At 73.0% G+C, this 15,363-nt stretch carries 13 protein-coding genes, 1 rRNA gene and 1 pseudogene; 13 read left to right on the top strand and 2 right to left on the bottom strand.

Annotated elements, in window-relative coordinates:
• From rrf to ACIQWR_RS34875, 3 genes and pseudogenes are all read left to right on the top strand, one after another.
• A 5S ribosomal RNA gene (gene rrf / locus ACIQWR_RS34885) occupies positions 1-92 on the top strand; the annotation flags it as partial.
• A 66-nt stretch (positions 93-158) separates the two neighbouring features.
• A pseudogene (locus ACIQWR_RS34880) lies at positions 159-1,082 on the top strand (hypothetical protein); the annotation flags it as partial.
• An 861-nt stretch (positions 1,083-1,943) separates the two neighbouring features.
• On the top strand, positions 1,944-2,819 hold the full coding sequence (locus ACIQWR_RS34875) for a tetratricopeptide repeat protein (RefSeq protein WP_404018118.1): 876 nt from the start codon (positions 1,944-1,946) through the stop codon (positions 2,817-2,819).
• 67 nt (positions 2,820-2,886) lie between these two features.
• On the opposite strand, the gene ACIQWR_RS34870 is transcribed toward ACIQWR_RS34875, so the two are convergent.
• Positions 2,887-4,185, bottom strand: coding sequence for a DUF1015 family protein (locus ACIQWR_RS34870; RefSeq protein ID WP_404018083.1), 1,299 nt, complete (start codon positions 4,183-4,185; stop codon positions 2,887-2,889).
• An 84-nt stretch (positions 4,186-4,269) separates the two neighbouring features.
• On the opposite strand from ACIQWR_RS34870, the gene ACIQWR_RS34865 reads away from it, so the two are divergent.
• The 4 genes from ACIQWR_RS34865 (at position 4,270) to ACIQWR_RS34850 (ending at position 8,531) form a co-directional block, all read left to right on the top strand.
• The gene (locus ACIQWR_RS34865) at positions 4,270-5,334 is read left to right on the top strand and encodes an HAD hydrolase-like protein (RefSeq protein ID WP_404018115.1); all 1,065 of its coding nucleotides are present in this window, start codon (positions 4,270-4,272) and stop codon (positions 5,332-5,334) included.
• Between the two features lie 136 nt (positions 5,335-5,470).
• A complete protein-coding gene (locus ACIQWR_RS34860) occupies positions 5,471-6,517 on the top strand; it encodes a FecCD family ABC transporter permease (protein ID WP_404018080.1) in 1,047 nt (348 codons plus the stop codon).
• A gap of 20 nt (positions 6,518-6,537) precedes the next feature.
• Entirely contained in the window at positions 6,538-7,626 is a 1,089-nt protein-coding gene (locus ACIQWR_RS34855) for a FecCD family ABC transporter permease (protein WP_404018113.1), read from the top strand.
• 80 nt (positions 7,627-7,706) lie between these two features.
• Positions 7,707-8,531 (top strand): ABC transporter ATP-binding protein, encoded by an 825-nt coding sequence (locus ACIQWR_RS34850; protein WP_404018077.1) that lies wholly within the window; start codon positions 7,707-7,709, stop codon positions 8,529-8,531.
• Here ACIQWR_RS34850 and ACIQWR_RS34845 read toward each other — a convergent pair.
• Entirely contained in the window at positions 8,528-8,881 is a 354-nt protein-coding gene (locus tag ACIQWR_RS34845; protein WP_404018110.1) for an SCP2 sterol-binding domain-containing protein, read from the bottom strand. The two genes, ACIQWR_RS34850 and ACIQWR_RS34845, sit on opposite strands and share 4 nt — an antisense overlap.
• A 64-nt stretch (positions 8,882-8,945) precedes the next feature.
• On the opposite strand from ACIQWR_RS34845, the gene ACIQWR_RS34840 reads away from it, so the two are divergent.
• The 6 genes from ACIQWR_RS34840 (at position 8,946) to ACIQWR_RS34815 (ending at position 15,302) form a co-directional block, all read left to right on the top strand.
• On the top strand, positions 8,946-9,215 hold the full coding sequence (locus ACIQWR_RS34840) for a hypothetical protein (RefSeq protein WP_404018074.1): 270 nt from the start codon (positions 8,946-8,948) through the stop codon (positions 9,213-9,215).
• Between the two features lie 7 nt (positions 9,216-9,222).
• On the top strand, positions 9,223-10,038 hold the full coding sequence (locus ACIQWR_RS34835; RefSeq protein WP_404018072.1) for a TlyA family RNA methyltransferase: 816 nt from the start codon (positions 9,223-9,225) through the stop codon (positions 10,036-10,038).
• Positions 10,035-10,955, top strand: a complete 921-nt coding sequence (locus tag ACIQWR_RS34830; RefSeq protein WP_385779331.1) for an NAD kinase — start codon at positions 10,035-10,037, stop codon at positions 10,953-10,955. The genes ACIQWR_RS34835 and ACIQWR_RS34830 overlap by 4 nt, the downstream gene beginning before the upstream one ends.
• An 89-nt stretch (positions 10,956-11,044) precedes the next feature.
• Entirely contained in the window at positions 11,045-12,811 is a 1,767-nt protein-coding gene (gene recN, locus ACIQWR_RS34825) for a DNA repair protein RecN (RefSeq protein WP_404018107.1), read from the top strand.
• Between the two features lie 90 nt (positions 12,812-12,901).
• The gene (locus ACIQWR_RS34820) at positions 12,902-13,633 is read left to right on the top strand and encodes a hypothetical protein (protein WP_404018069.1); all 732 of its coding nucleotides are present in this window, start codon (positions 12,902-12,904) and stop codon (positions 13,631-13,633) included.
• A gap of 565 nt (positions 13,634-14,198) precedes the next feature.
• On the top strand, positions 14,199-15,302 hold the full coding sequence (locus ACIQWR_RS34815) for a glycosyltransferase family 4 protein (RefSeq protein WP_404018066.1): 1,104 nt from the start codon (positions 14,199-14,201) through the stop codon (positions 15,300-15,302).
• Positions 15,303-15,363: the final 61 nt, after the last annotated feature.

The following is a 15,363-nucleotide window of genomic DNA, read 5'->3' as shown; positions in this document are numbered from 1 at the left end:
CGCCCGGTTACATTTCGAACCCGGAAGCTAAGCCTTTCAGCGCCGATGGTACTGCAGGGGGGACCCTGTGGGAGAGTAGGACGCCGCCGAACAATCTTTCAAAGGACCCTTGGTCCAGCGTTCAACGCTGGACCAAGGGTCCTTTTTGTTTTTATTCGATTTGCGCCGAAGCGCGGCCATGGGTTGGTTGCGCGAGAATGACTAGCGGTACCCCGAAGACAGGAGTCACACCCATGTCCAACTCTCCCGACGATCGTCCGGAGCGCGAGCCTCGTCGTAACGACGGCGGTGACAGGGGCGGCTACCGCGGGGGCCGTGACGACCGCGGTGGTGACCGCGGTGGTTTCCGTCGTGATGACCGTGGTGGCGACCGTCCCCAGGGTGGTGGCGACCGTCCCAGCTTCCCGCGCCGTGATGACCGTGGTGGCGACCGCCCGCAGGGCGGCGGCTTCCGCGGTGGCGACCGCCCGAGCTTCCCGCGTCGTGATGACCGTGGTGGCGACCGTCCGCAGGGCGGCGGCGGCGGTTTCCGTCGTGACGACCGTGGTGGCGACCGCCCGAGCTTCCCGCGTCGCGATGACCGCGGTGACCGCCCCCAGGGTGGTGGCGGTGGTTTCCGTCGTGACGACCGTGGTGGCGACCGTCCCAGCTTCCCGCGCCGTGATGACCGTGGTGACCGTCCGCAGGGCGGCGGCTTCCGCGGTGGCGACCGCCCGAGCTTCCCGCGTCGTGATGACCGTGGTGACCGTCCGCAGGGCGGCGGCGGCGGTTTCCGTCGTGACGACCGTGGTGGCGACCGCCCGAGCTTCCCGCGCCGTGATGACCGCGGTGACCGCCCCCAGGGCGGTGGCGGCGGTGGTTTCCGTCGCGATGACCGTGGTGGCGACCGCCCGAGCTTCCCGCGCCGTGATGACCGTGGTGGCGACCGCCCGAGCTTCCCGCGTCGTGATGACCGTGGTGACCGTCCGCAGGGTGGTGGCGGTGGTTTCCGTCGCGATGACCGTGGTGGCGACCGCCCGAGCTCCCCGCGTCGCGATGACCGTGGTGGCGACCGCCCGAGCTTCCCGCGTCGTGATGACCGTGGTGACCGTCCGCAGGGTGGTGGCGGCGGTGGTTTCCGTCGCGATGACCGTGGTGGCGACCGTCCGAGCTTCCCGCGTCGTGATGACGACCGCGGTGGGCGTCCCCAGGGTGGTGGCGGTGGTTTCCGTCGTGACGACCGCGGCGGCGACCGTCCGAGCTTCCCCCGCCGTGATGACCGTGGTGACCGTCCGCAGGGTGGTGGCGGCGGTGGTTTCCGTCGCGACGACCGTGGTGGCGACCGTCCCAGCTTCCCGCGTCGTGATGACCGTGGTGGCGACCGTCCGCAGGGCGGCGGCTTCCGCGGCCGTGACGACCGTGGCGGCGACCGTCCCAGCTACCCCCGTCGCGATGACGACCGCGGGAGCCGTCCGAGCTTCCCCCGTCGTGATGACGACCGTGGTGGGTTCCGTGGCGGTCGTGACGACCGTGGTGGCGACCGTCCGAGCTACCCGCGCCGTGACGACCGTGGTGGCGACCGTCCGAGCTACCCGCGTCGTGATGACGACCGTGGTGGGTTCCGTGGCGGTCGTGACGACCGCGGCGGTGACCGTCCCAGCTACCCGCGCCGTGACGACCGTGGTGGCGACCGTCCGCAGGGCGGCGGCTTCCGCGGCCGTGACGACCGTGGCGGCGACCGTCCCAGCTACCCCCGTCGCGACGACCGGGGTGACCGTGGCGGCGACCGCGGTGGGTTCCGTGGCGGTCGTGACGACCGCGACAGCGACTACCGCGACCGCGAGCCGATCAAGCGCCTTCCGATCGACGACGACGTCACGGGTCACGAGATCGACGCGGACGTTCGCCAGGAGCTGCTGAGCCTGCCGAAGGGTCTCGCCGAGGAGGTCTCGCGCAACCTGGTCATGGTGGCCCGGCTGATCGACGAGGACCCGGAGCAGTCCTACGCCTACGCCCGCATCGCACTGCGGCTCGCCTCGCGCGTCGCCGCCGTCCGTGAGGCCGCCGGCTTCGCGGCGTACGCCACGCAGAAGTACAGCGAGGCGCTCGCCGAGTTCCGTGCCGCGAAGCGGATGACCGGTTCGGTCGAGCTGTGGCCCGTCATGGCCGACTGCGAGCGCGGCCTCGGCCGTCCGGAGCGGGCGCTGGCGATGGCCGGCGAGCCCGAGGTGCAGAAGCTGGACAAGGCCGGCCAGGTCGAGATGCGTCTCGTCGCGGCCGGTGCCCGGCGGGACATGGGGCAGCTCGACGCCGCCATCGTGACCCTGCAGAGCCCCGAGCTGGCCTCCGCCACCGTGCACCCGTGGACCGCCCGTCTGCGGTACGCCTACGCCGACGCCCTGCTGGCCAACGGCCGCGAGGACGAGGCGCGCGAGTGGTTCGCCAAGACGATCGAGTCCGACAAGGACGGCTCGACCGACGCGTCCGACCGGCTCGCCGAGCTGGACGGCGTCGAGTTCGTCGACGCGATGGACGACGACGATGACGACGACGACCGCGCCGCGCTCAGCGACGAGGACCGTCGGGTCCAGGACTCGGACGACAAGGGCGTCGTCGAGTACTACGACGAGGACGACGACGAGTACGAGCCGTCCGACGCCCGTCAGGACGACGAGGACGACGCGTACGAGTCGGCCGAGGCCCGCGAGGTCGACGACGATGACGACGAGGACGAGCTGATCGCCCGCGCCGAAGCGGACGCCGACGTCGCCGACGAGATCCTCGTCGAGGACGAAGAGCTCGACCGCGCCGCCGAGGACAAGGGCCGCGACAACGCCTGACGCACGGCGTGAAGCATGAAGAAGGGCGGTACCCCATCGGGGGTACCGCCCTTTTTCATGTCCGGGGTCAGTTCAGGCTGCGCAGGACCAGCCCGGTCGCCGGCTTCGGGCCGAAGGAGGTGGACTTGCGGGGCATCGTGACGCCCTGGCGCGCCAGCTCCCGGACCACGTCCTCGCGTACCGGGTGGAGCAGGACCGCCGTGCCGCCGTTGCGCTCGGCCATGTCGACCGTCGCCTCGGTGTCGTGGATGTACATGATGTGATCGGCGGAGTCGGGGACCTGCCACAGGGCGTCCAGCAGGGTCGCGTGCAGGACGGTCGCGTCGAGCCGGCGCCAGGCCTCGGGGCGGTCGTGCCGGACCGTGCGGTCGATCAGCTCCGGGTCGGGGTCGCTGACCAGGTGGAAGGCGCCGTCGCCGGTGAGCAGGAAGGCGTTGCCGGCCTCGGAGGCCGCGCCGAGGGCGGTCAGCGCTTCGTCCAGCGTGCCCTCGATCCGGCGGACGCGGAACGAGCCCTCCAGTGCGGCCAGCGCGTCGGCGACCGGCAGCTGGCGCAGCAACCGGTGGATCGCGCGGACCTGGAGCGGGTAGCGGGCCGTGTCCACGAGCAGGACCAGGCCGAAGTCCCACGGGGTGGGGCTGAGGTGCTCCTCCTGGAGGCGCAGGTACGTCGCCCAGCGGTGGTGACCGTCTGCGATGAGGGCCTGGCGGTGCCCGAGGTCGGCGGTGACGGCGGCCAGTTCGGCGGGGTCGGTTATGGCCCACAGCCGATGGCAGAAGCCGTCCTCGGTGGTGGTGGACAGCAGCGGGGGACGCCCGGCGGTGGCCTCGACCACGTCGGCCGCCCCGACCGTTCCGGTGGCGCCGCCGCCGTCGTCGCTGCGGTAGGTCAGCAGCAGCGGTTCCAGGTTGGCGGAGGTGGCGCGCATCAGACCGGCGCGGTCGGTGACCACGTGCGGCATGACGTCCTCGTGCGGCAGCACGATCCCGGCGTCGGCCGTGGACAGGGCGAGCGCGCCGATGACCCCGCGCTGGAGCATGTCGCCCCTGCGCTGCTCGTACACGTACAGAGCCGGCTCCGGATCGGCGCTGAGGATGCCCTCGGCGAGCCAGTCGTGCAGGGTCCGGGCGGCCTGTTCGTTGCGCGCGGAGGGGGTGTCGGCCTGCGGCAGGATGAGACGGACGATGTTGTGGGGATCCGCTGACTCGAGGTGATGGAGTCCGTCAGGTCGGACGACCACGTCGTAGGGGGGTGAGGTGACGGCGGCGAGGCTGCCAACGCGCTCCGGGACGTAACGCAGCCCGTGGAATGGCATCAGGCGCAGCCCGTCGTGCATTCCGTGTTCCTCGGTACCAAGTGTGGTCATTGGTGCATGGTAAGTCCCGTCTCAAGGTGCGGGATGATCAGAACGAGCACGGAACTGGCCAGATGGGACGAAGGGACGGTCACGATGACCCGGCAGAGCAGGACCAGGCCCGCGGGCAGCGAGCGCGGTCTGCACCAGGCGTACGACACGGCCCTGCTGGACCTCGACGGGGTGGTGTACGCGGGGGGCGAGGCGATCGCGCACGCCGTGGAATCGCTGCTGGCGGCCCGGTCCGAGGGGATGCACCTCGCCTACGTCACCAACAACGCCCTGCGGACCCCCGACACGGTCGCCGCGCACCTGACCGAGCTGGGCATCCCCTCCGCGGCGGCCGAGGTGATCACCTCGGCGCAGGCGGTGGCCCGACTGATCGCGGATCAGGTGCCCGCCGGATCGAAGGTCCTGGTCATCGGTGGTGAGGGGCTGCGGGTCGCGCTGCGCGAGCGCGGGCTCGTGCCGGTGGAATCGGCGGACGAGGAGGATCTGGCGGCGGTGGTCCAGGGCTTCGGCGGGCCGGACATGCCGTGGGGGCGCTTCGCGGAGGCCTCGTACGCGATCGCGCGCGGGGTGCCGTGGTTCGCGTCCAACACCGACCTGACGATCCCGAGCGCGCGGGGCATCGCGCCGGGTAACGGCGCCGCGGTGGAGGTCGTACGGATCGCCACGGGTGCGGAGCCGCAGGTGGCGGGGAAGCCGCTGCCCCCGATGCACCGCGAAACGATCCTGCGGACCGGCGCCGAGCGGCCGCTGGTGGTCGGGGACCGGCTGGACACCGACATCGAGGGCGCCTTCCACGGGGAGGTGGACTCGCTGCTCGTGTTGACCGGGGTGACGGACGGGGCGCAGCTGCTGCGGGCGGAGCCGAAGTACCGGCCGACGTACGTGGACCGGGACCTGCGGGGGCTGCTGACCGGGCAGCCCGAGGTGGTCGCGGCCGGGGACGGCTTCCGCTGCGGGGCGTGGACCGCGGTCGCACGGGACGGCGTACTGGAGCTGCGCGCGGCCGACGACGAGGGGGCGGAAGCGGGGGGCGGTCCGCTCGATCCGCTGGACGGGCTGCGGGCGCTGTGCGCGGCGGCCTGGACGCACGCGGGGGAGGGCTCCTGCACGCTGGACGCCGGCAAGGTGCTGGCCCGGCTGGGCCTGTAGGCCCGCCGCTCGCGGACGCGGGTCCGCTCCTCGTGGACGCGCCGGGCCCCGGCCCGGCGCGTCCGGGACCACTGACCTGCGCAAGGGGCCGTTCGGGCGACTTGGGCGAGGCGGAGGGTAGGCTAACCTAACCTCCGTGTTGGTCGAATGTCCCCCCGAACAGAGCGCGGCCGTGCCGGCCGCCCCCCGCCCGCGCCAGGCGGCGCGCGCCGCCGGTCTGCTGGCCGCCCTCGCGGCGCTGGTGCTGATCGCGCTGGCGAGCATCGCCGTGGGCGCCAAGCAGATGCCGCTCGACCAGGTCTGGCACGGCCTGTTCCACTACACGGGCACGCCCGCGGACGTGGTGGTCAAGGATCTCCGGGTGCCCCGGACCCTCCTCGGCCTGATGGTCGGCCTCGGCCTCGGTCTCTCCGGCGCGGTGATGCAGGCGCTGACCCGCAACCCGCTCGCCGAACCGGGCATCCTCGGCGTCAACGCGGGCGCCGCGGCGGCCGTGGTCTCCGCCATCAGCTTCTTCGGGGCGTCCAGCCTGAGCGAGTTCGTCTGGTGGGCCTTCCTCGGCGCCGCCGTCGTCTCCGTGGTCGTCTACGTGCTGGGCGGCAGCCGCGGCGCCACGCCGGTCCGGCTCGCCCTCGCCGGTACGGCGGCCAGCGCCGCGCTCGTCGGCTACATCAACGCCGTGCAGCTCATGGACAGCAAGGCGCTGGAGAAGCTGCGCTTCTGGACCGTCGGCTCGCTGGCCTCGGCCAACATGGAGACCGTGCGCCAGGTGGCGCCGTTCCTCCTGGTGGGCGCGGCCCTCGCGCTCTGCCTGGGGCGGCCGCTCAACGCCATGGCGATGGGTGACGACACCGCGCGGGCACTCGGCGCGAACCTGACCCTGACCCGGATCACCGCCATGGTGGCGATCACCCTGCTCTGCGGTGCGGCGACCGCCGCCTGCGGGCCCATCGTCTTCATCGGGCTGATGATCCCGCACCTGGTGCGCTTCTTCACCGGACCGGACATGCGCTGGGTGCTCGTCTACTCCGCGGTGCTCTCGCCGGCCCTGCTGCTCGGCGCGGACGTCGTCGGCCGGGTCGTCACCCGTCCGGCGGAGCTGCAGGTCGGCATCGTCACCGCGCTCATCGGCGGGCCGGTCTTCATCTACCTCGTCCGGCGCAAGAGGATGGCCCAGCTGTGAACGCGAAGACCGGTCCCGCCGTGAAGGGCGCGAAGGCGCTCAAGGGGTCGACGGGGTCGAAGGGGTCGAAGGGGCCGAAGTCCCGGGGGGTGCGCACGCCCGGCGGGATCTCCCTGCGCGTGGAGCCGCGCGCCGTGGCCGTCGGCCTGCTGTTGCTGGTCGCCGCGCTGGTGCTGGCCGTGCTGCTCATCGGGACCGGCGACTTCGAGATCGCCCCGCTGGACGTCGTCAGGACGCTGGCCGGCAACGGCACCCCCGCCCACGACTTCGTCATCAACGACCTGCGGCTGCCGCGGGTGATCGTCGCCCTGCTCGTCGGCGCCGCCCTCGGAATGGCCGGCGGCATCTTCCAGTCGGTGTCCCGCAACCCGCTGGGCTCCCCGGACCTGCTCGGCTTCGGCTACGGATCCGCGGTCGGCGCGCTCGTCGTGATCATCCTGTTCAAGGGCGACGCGAGCGCGGTGGCCACCGGCGCGATCGTCGGCGGCGTGCTGACCGGCGCGGTCGTCTACCTGCTGGCCTACAAGCAGGGCATCCAGGGCTACCGTCTCGTCCTCGTCGGCATCGGCGCCTCCGCGATGCTCGTCGCCGTCATCCAGTACCTGCTGACGAAGGCCCAACTGGTCGAGGCCTCCCGGGCGATGGTGTGGCTGACCGGATCACTGGCCGGGCGGGACTGGGCCCAGGTGTGGCCGCTGCTCGTGACCTGCCTGGTGGTCTTCCCACTGGTGCTGGGCCAGGGCCGGGCGCTGCGCATGATGGAGATGGGCGACGACGCCGCGTACGCGCTGGGCGTGCGGGTGGAGCGCACCCGGATCCTGCTGATGCTCGCGGCGATCGTCCTGACCACGGCCGCGAGCGCCGCCGCCGGCCCGATCAGCTTCGTCGCGCTCGCCGCGCCCCAACTGGCGCGCCGGCTGACCCGTTCGCCCGGCTCGAACCTGCTCTCCGGCGCGCTCATGGGCGCCGTACTGCTGCTGCTGTCCGACTGGGCCTCGCAGCGCGCCTTCGGCTCCGATCAGCTCCCGGTCGGCGTGGTGACGGGCCTCGTCGGCGGCGTCTACCTGCTGTGGCTGCTCGTCACGGAACGCAAGGCGGGCCGGATATGAGCGGCCGGCTCGTGAACCAGCCCGTGAACCAGCCCGTGACTGGGCCCGCGACCCGGGCCGGAAACCAAGGAGTACCCCAAGTGCAGCGGCTGACCGCGCAGAACGTCACCCTCGGATACGACCAGCGGGTCATCGCCGAGAACCTGTCGGTGGAGATCCCCGACAACTCCTTCACGGTGATCGTCGGTCCCAACGCCTGCGGCAAGTCCACCCTGCTGCGCGCCCTGTCGCGGATGCTGAAGCCCGCGGCCGGGCAGGTGCTGCTGGACGGGCACGCGATCGGCTCGATGCCCGCGAAGAAGGTGGCCAGGACGCTCGGCCTGCTCCCGCAGTCCTCGATCGCCCCGGACGGCATCACGGTCGCCGACCTGGTCTCGCGCGGCCGCTACCCGCACCAGGGCCTGCTGCGCCAGTGGTCGCCGCAGGACGAGCGGATCGTCGAGGAGTCGATGGCCTCGACCGGGGTCGCCGAACTGGCCGACCGGGCCGTGGACGAACTCTCCGGCGGGCAGCGCCAGCGGGTGTGGATCGCGATGGCCCTGGCCCAGCAGACCCCGCTGTTGCTGCTGGACGAGCCGACGACGTACCTGGACATCCAGCACCAGATCGACGTGCTCGACCTGTGCGCGGAGCTCCACGAGGAGCAGGGGCGGACGCTGGTCGCCGTGCTGCACGACCTCAACCACGCCGCCCGCTACGCCACGCACCTGATCGCGATGCGCGACGGCGAGGTCGTCGCCGAGGGGCCGCCCGCCGAGGTGGTCACCGCCGAGCTGGTGGAGCGGGTCTTCGGGCTGCGCTGCCAGATCATCGACGACCCGGAGACGGGGACGCCGCTGGTGATCCCGGCCGCGCGCAGGGTTCGTACGAAGACCCCCGCGGCAGCGGCCGCCGCGACCGCCTAGAGCAGGCTGCGCAGCCGCAGCAGGTCGCGGAAGCCGGCCTCCAGCCCGATCCGGCCGGAGGCCCAGGCCTTCGCGAACCTCAGCTCGCCCGCCACCATCGCCAGGAGGTCGTCGCCGCTCATCGAGAGACGGATCTCCGCTTTGGCGCGGGGCGGTCCGGGGTGCGGCGAGGCCGCGTCCACCCGGATCCGGCCGCCGTCGAGGCGGCCCGTGAACGTCTGGTCCAGATCGGTGATGTGGCAGCTCAGGGAGCGGTCGAGCGCGACCGCACCCCGCACGTCCCCGTCGGATCCGGCCAGGTTGTCGGAGAGTTTGTCGAGTGCTCCGCGGCACTCTTCGATCGTCGCCATGGTGATCCCGACCGTACCGCAGAGCCGTGCGTGGCCGCGGCCCGCTTCGAGGTAGCGTCGGAGCATGACCGACGAAGCGCCCGAGGCCGTGCCCCAGGCCGTGCCCGAGGCCGTGCCCGAGCCGGGCGGCCCCGCGCCGCTGGGCCTCGTACGCACCCCCACCGGCCACGACCCGGTGGACGCGGGACTCGAACGGTTGGCCGACGCCGACCACCTCCCGGCGGACGGGCACGTCGCCGTGTACGAGGATGTACACCGGGCACTGCGCGACGAGCTGACCGCGCTCGACGCGCCGCCGCCCGCACCGACAACGCCGTACGACCTCAGGAGCTGAACCGAACGTGGCAGGAGTGGCACGCCGCCGCCTGGACGCCGAACTGGTGCGCCGCAACATGGCCCGCTCGCGCGAGCACGCCGCGCAGCTGATCGCCGCGGGCCGGGTCACCGTGGGCGGGGCGACCGCGACCAAGGCCGCCACCCAGGTCGAGACCGCCGCGGCGCTCGTGGTCCGCAAGGACGACGACGACCCCGACTACGTCTCGCGCGGCGGCCACAAGCTGGCCGGCGCGCTGGACGCCTTCCGACCCCACGGGCTGGTCGTCGAGGGCCGCCGGGCGCTGGACGCCGGCGCCTCCACCGGCGGGTTCACCGACGTGCTGCTGCGCTCCGGCATCGCGCACGTCGTCGCCGTCGACGTCGGCTACGGGCAGCTCGCCTGGTCGCTGCAGAGCGACGACCGGGTCACGGTGAAGGACCGGACGAACGTCCGCGAGCTGACGCTGGAGCAGATCGACGGGATCCCCGCCGACCTGGTCGTGAGCGACCTCTCCTTCATCTCCATCGGCCTGGTGCTGCCCGCGCTGGTGCGCTGCACGGCGCCGGACGCCGACCTCGTGCTCATGGTCAAGCCGCAGTTCGAGGTCGGCAAGGACCGGCTCGGCAGCGGCGGCGTCGTCCGCAGCGGCGAACTGCGGGCGGAGGCCGTGCGCGAGGTCGCCCGGCAGGCGGGGAAGCTGGGACTGGGTGTGTTGGGAGTCACCGCGAGTCCCCTTCCGGGTCCGTCCGGCAACGTCGAGTATTTTCTGTGGCTGCGGGCGGGGGCACCGGCACTCGACCCGGCGGATGTTGACCGTGCAGTGGCGGAGGGGCCGCAGTGACAGATTCAGCAACGGGTGGGGCAGCAACACGCACCGTCTTCCTGCTCGCGCACACCGGGCGGCCCGCGGCCATCCGCAGCGCCGAGCTGGTCGTCCAGGGACTGCTGCGCTGCGGACTGGGCGTGCGGGTGCTGCGGCACGAGGCGGCGGACCTGCCGCTGCCGCCCGAGGTGGAACTCGTCACCGAGTCCACCCCCGGCGTCCTCGACGGCTGCGAGCTGCTCATCGTGCTGGGCGGTGACGGCACGCTGCTGCGCGGCGCGGAGTTCGCGCGCGGCTCCGGGGTGCCCATGCTGGGCGTCAACCTGGGCCGGGTGGGCTTCCTCGCCGAGGCCGAGCGGGACGACCTGGACAAGGTCGTGGACCGGGTGGTCACCAAGGCGTACGAGGTCGAGGAGCGGATGACCCTCGACGTGGCCGTCCACAACAACGGCGACGTCGTGCACCGGGACTGGGCGCTCAACGAGGCGGCCGTCCAGAAGGTGTCCCCGGAGCGGATGCTCGAAGTGGTCCTGGAGATCGACGGGCGGCCGGTGACCGGCTTCGGCTGCGACGGGATCGTGTGCGCCACCCCGACCGGTTCCACGGCCTACGCCTTCTCCGCGGGCGGACCGGTGGTCTGGCCGGAGGTCGAGGCCCTGCTGATGGTCCCGATCAGCGCGCACGCGCTCTTCGCTAAGCCGCTGGTCACCTCGCCGGACTCGGTGCTCGCGGTGGAGGTCCAGCCCGGCACCCCGCACGGGGTCCTGTGGTGCGACGGCCGCCGCACGCTGGAGCTGCCCGCCGGGGCCCGTGTGGAGGTCCGCCGGGGCGCCGTCCCGGTCCGGCTCGCCCGGCTGCACCACGCGTCCTTCACGGACCGCCTCGTCGCGAAGTTCGCCCTCCCGGTGTCGGGCTGGCGCGGGGCTCCCCACTAGCTCGCCCTCGTTCGCCCTCGTTCGCCCTCGCTCGCCCGATCGAGGGCGGTCGCCGCGGGGACGGCGCATGGCGCGCGGGAAACCTCGGTATCGTCTGGGGCGTGCTTGAGGAGATGCGGATACGGTCGCTCGGAGTCATCGACGACGCGGTGGTCGAGCTGTCGCCCGGTTTCACCGCGGTGACGGGCGAGACCGGTGCGGGCAAGACGATGGTCGTCACGAGCCTCGGGCTGTTGCTCGGCGGACGGGCCGACCCGGCACTCGTACGGATCGGGGCCAAGGCCGCGATCGTCGAGGGCCGGATCGTGCTGCGCCCGGGCGCGCCCGCCGCGCTGCGGGCCGAGGAGGCCGGGGCCGAGCTGGACGACGGCGCCCTGCTGATCAGCCGCACGGTGTCCGCGGAGGGACGTTCCCGCGCCCACGTGGGCGGCCGCTCGGTGCCCGTCGGCCTGCTCGGCGAACTGGCGGACGACCTGGTCGCCGTCCACGGGCAGACCGACCAGCAGGGCCTGATGCGCCCCGCGCGCCAGCGCCAGGCCCTCGACCGGTACGCCGGTGACGCGGTCGCGGTCCCGCTGGAGAAGTACGCCGCCGCCCACCGGCGGCTGCGGGCGGTGGCCGGCGAACTGGACGCGATCACCACCCGGGCCCGGGAACGGGCCCAGGAGGCGGACCTGCTGCGCTTCGGCCTGGAGGAGATCGCGGCGGTGGAGCCGCTGTCCGGCGAGGACGTCGAGCTGGCCGCCGAGGCGGAGCGGCTCGGCCACGCCGAATCCCTGGCCTCCGCGGCGGCCGTCGCGCACGCCGCGCTCGCCGGCAATCCGGAGGACCCCGAGGGCGTCGACGCGAACACCATGGTCGCGGGCGCGCACCGCGCACTGGAGTCCGTGCGCGCCCACGACCCGGCGCTCGGCGTGCTCGCCGAACGGATCGGGGAGCTGGGGATCCTGCTCGCCGACGTGGCGGGCGAGCTGGCCGGTTACGCCGACGGGCTCGACGCGGATCCGCTGCGGCTGGCGGCGGTCGAGGAGCGGCGCGCCGCGCTCACCCAGCTGACCCGCAAGTACGGGCACGGCGGTGCCGGCGGCGCCTCCGTGCACTCCGTCCTGGAGTGGGCCGAGCAGGGCTCCGTACGCCTGCTGGAACTCGACGGGGACGACGACCGGATCGAGGAGCTGACCGCCGAGCGCGATGCGCTCCGCTCCGAACTGTCCGGCCTGGCGCAGGCGTTGACCGACGCACGGACGGAGGCGGCCACGCGCTTCGGCTCCGCCGTCACGGCCGAACTGGCCTCGCTGGCCATGCCGCACGCCCGCGTGAGCATCGACATCCGGCAGACCGAGGACCCCTCGGGCGAGGGCGTCGAGGTCGGCGGTCGCGTGGTGACCTACGGGCCCTCGGGCGTCGACGAGGTGGAGCTGCTGCTGGCCCCGCACCCGGGCGCGCAGCCGCGGCCGATCGCCAAGGGCGCCTCCGGCGGTGAGCTCTCCCGGGTGATGCTGGCGGTCGAGGTGGTCTTCGCGGGCTCGGACCCGGTGCCGACGTACCTCTTCGACGAGGTCGACGCGGGCGTCGGCGGCAAGGCGGCGGTCGAGGTCGGCCGGCGCCTCGCGAAGCTGGCGAAGACCGCGCAGGTCGTCGTCGTCACGCACCTCCCGCAGGTGGCGGCCTTCGCGGACCGGCAGCTGCTGGTGGAGAAGACCGTCGACGGGTCCGTCACCCGCAGCGGCGTCACCGTCCTGGAGGGCGAGGAACGGATCCGCGAGCTGTCGCGGATGCTGGCCGGCCAGGAGGACTCGGAGACGGCCCGGGCGCACGCGGAGGAACTGCTGGAGACCGCGCGCGCCGACGGGTAGCGCGGTGACCGGAAAGGCTCGACCGGGTGGCCCGGTCAGGCCGGAATTTAATCGGATGTGCTTGCGGCGCAAGGTTGTTAGGTTCGCCGTGTGCCGAAGCTGAATCAGATCATCGCAGTCGAAAAGGGCGTCAAGTCCAAGGCCCTCCAGGAGCTCACCCAGGCTCACCAGGACGTGCAGAAGCCCGCCCTGCTCGCCGGCATCTCCCGGACCTACCAGCCCAAGGACGAGGAGGGCGAGCAGCTGCCGCCCGAGTCCACGCGGGTGCAGATCAAGGCCGAGGACGCCCTGCGGGCGACCGCGGGGACCCTGACGCGGCTCTTCGACGTGACCGCGACGAAGGACTGGGCGAACCGGTCCGCCGTCGCGGACGTGGTGGTCGACGCCGCGGTGCTGCTGCCCCAGGTGCCCGTGCCCTACCTGCTGTTCCTGGAGAAGCAACTCACCGACCTGCACACCTTCGTGCGCAAGCTGCCGGTGCTCGACGCCTCCGAGTCGTGGAACCTGGACCCCTCGACGGACTCGTGGAAGACGGACGCGGTGCGGACCATCCGCACGAAGAAGGTTCCGCGCAACCACGTGAAGGCCGAGGCCACGGAGAAGCACCCGGCGCAGGTCGAGGTGTACTACGAGGACGTACCGGTCGGTTACTGGACCACGGTGAAGTTCTCCGGCGCGCTGCCCGCCCGACGGGTCAACGAGCTCCTCGACCGCGTCGAGAAGCTCCAGCAGGCCGTCAAGTTCGCCCGCGAGGAGGCGAACAACACCGAGGTCACCGACCAGCGGATCGGCGACGCGGTATTCGGCTACCTCTTCAGGTAGCCCCACACACGCCCCCCGTCGCGAGCGGGGGGTGCGCGATGAGCGCAAGCTGAAACTGATGTTGAAGCTGAAGAAGGGGTGTCAGTTGGGGGTTCGAATCCCTCCCCCCGCACCACGTGCGGGGGTGGCCCAAGCCCGGCAGAGGCGGCCCCGTCAATCTCAGATTCTCGCTCCAGTCTCAGTATTCGCCGCCGAACACCGGATCGACCGAGCGCGGGCGAACATCGACGGATGGGGGTTCAAGTCCCCCCGGCGCCTCTCTCGTGGCGCTGTAGTTCAAAGGCAGAACACGTCGATCTCAACATGACCCGCGGTTCTTAAACGCCGCCGGTGTGCGCAAATGGGTGGCAAGCTGGAGCCCGGGAGCTGGACATGCTCCCGGGCTCCGTCACGTTCCGGCCCGCCCTCGCGGCACCGGACGCGCCCCGACATCACCTATGTGGGTGATAGCCGGGGCCATGTGACGGGCTCCCGCACGGGATCCGCACCCGTATGGTCCCGGAACGCGCGTGCGGGCTGGCATCCTGGGCGACGTCCCTGACTCCCTCCTCCAGGAGCCCGGCCCGTGAGCAGCTCCGCGGTACCAGTCCCGGTCCAGCCGTACGGGCGACCTCCCCTGCGCACCGTCCAAGTCCTCGGCGGCGCCGGCGCGGGCAGCAGCGCCCACGTGCGCTCGCTCGCCACCGGGCTCGCCGCCCGCGGGCTGCGGGTGACGGTGTGCGCGCCCGCCGAAGCGGAGGGGGAGTACGACTTCACCGGCGCCGGGGCGCAGTTCGCCCCCGACGCGGTGAGCGCGCTGCGGGCCGCGTGCGCCGGCGCCGACGTGGTCCACGCGCACGGGGTGCAGGCCGGAATGCGGGCCGCGCTGGCCCTGCGCGGGCGCCGGGTGCCCCTGGTGGTGACCTGGCACGGCGGTGGACCCGGGGCCAAGGGTGCGCTCGGGCGGCTCGCCCGGCTGATGGAACGCCGGGTGGCGCGGGCGGCCGCGGTGGTCCTGGGGACCTCTTCGGACCAGGTGGACCTGGCCCGGCTGCGCGGGGCCCGCGACGCGCGACTGGCCCCGGTGACGGTTCCGGGGGCGCGGGCCCGGTGCGACCTCGACAAGGTCCGGGCGGAACTGGGCGTCGTGGAACGGCCGTTGCTGATCGCCGTCGGCAGCCTGGTGGCGCACCGCGGGTACGGGGTGCTGCTGGACGCGGCGCGGGCATGGCGGACGCTGGACCCCGTACCGCTGTTGGTGATCGCGGGGGAGGGGCCGCTGCGGCCCGAGTTGACGCGCCGGATCGTGGACGAGGACCTGCCCGTGCGGCTGCTCGGGCGGCGCCCGGACGCGGCCGAGCTGCTGGCCGCGGCCGACGTGGCGGTCCTGCCGAGCCGCTGGGAAGCCCGCTCGCTGCTGGCCCAGGAGGCCCTGCGGGCCGGGGTGGCGCTGGTGGCGACCGAGGTCGGGGGCGTGCCGGAACTGGTCGGCGAGGCGGCGGTGCTGGTCCCGTACGGGGACGCGGAGGCCCTGGCCACCGGGGTGAGCGGCCTGCTGTCGTCCCCCACCCGGCGGGCCGTGCTGGCGGAGGCCGGGCGGGCCCAGGCCGCGACGTGGCCGTCGGAGGACGACACGGTGGCCCAGGTGCTGTCCGTCTACGACGAGCTGATGGAGCGCTGGGGACGCTGACCGGCCCGGCGACCCGAGGGCTCCGCCCGGGTCCCGCGCCTCAATCGCCGGCGGGGCCGGG

The organism is Streptomyces sp. NPDC098789, from assembly GCF_044759975.1.
Lineage (GTDB): Bacteria > Actinomycetota > Actinomycetes > Streptomycetales > Streptomycetaceae > Streptomyces.
The sequence above is the reverse complement of the archived record's forward strand: the minus strand, read 5'-3'. Positions and strand labels throughout refer to the sequence as shown.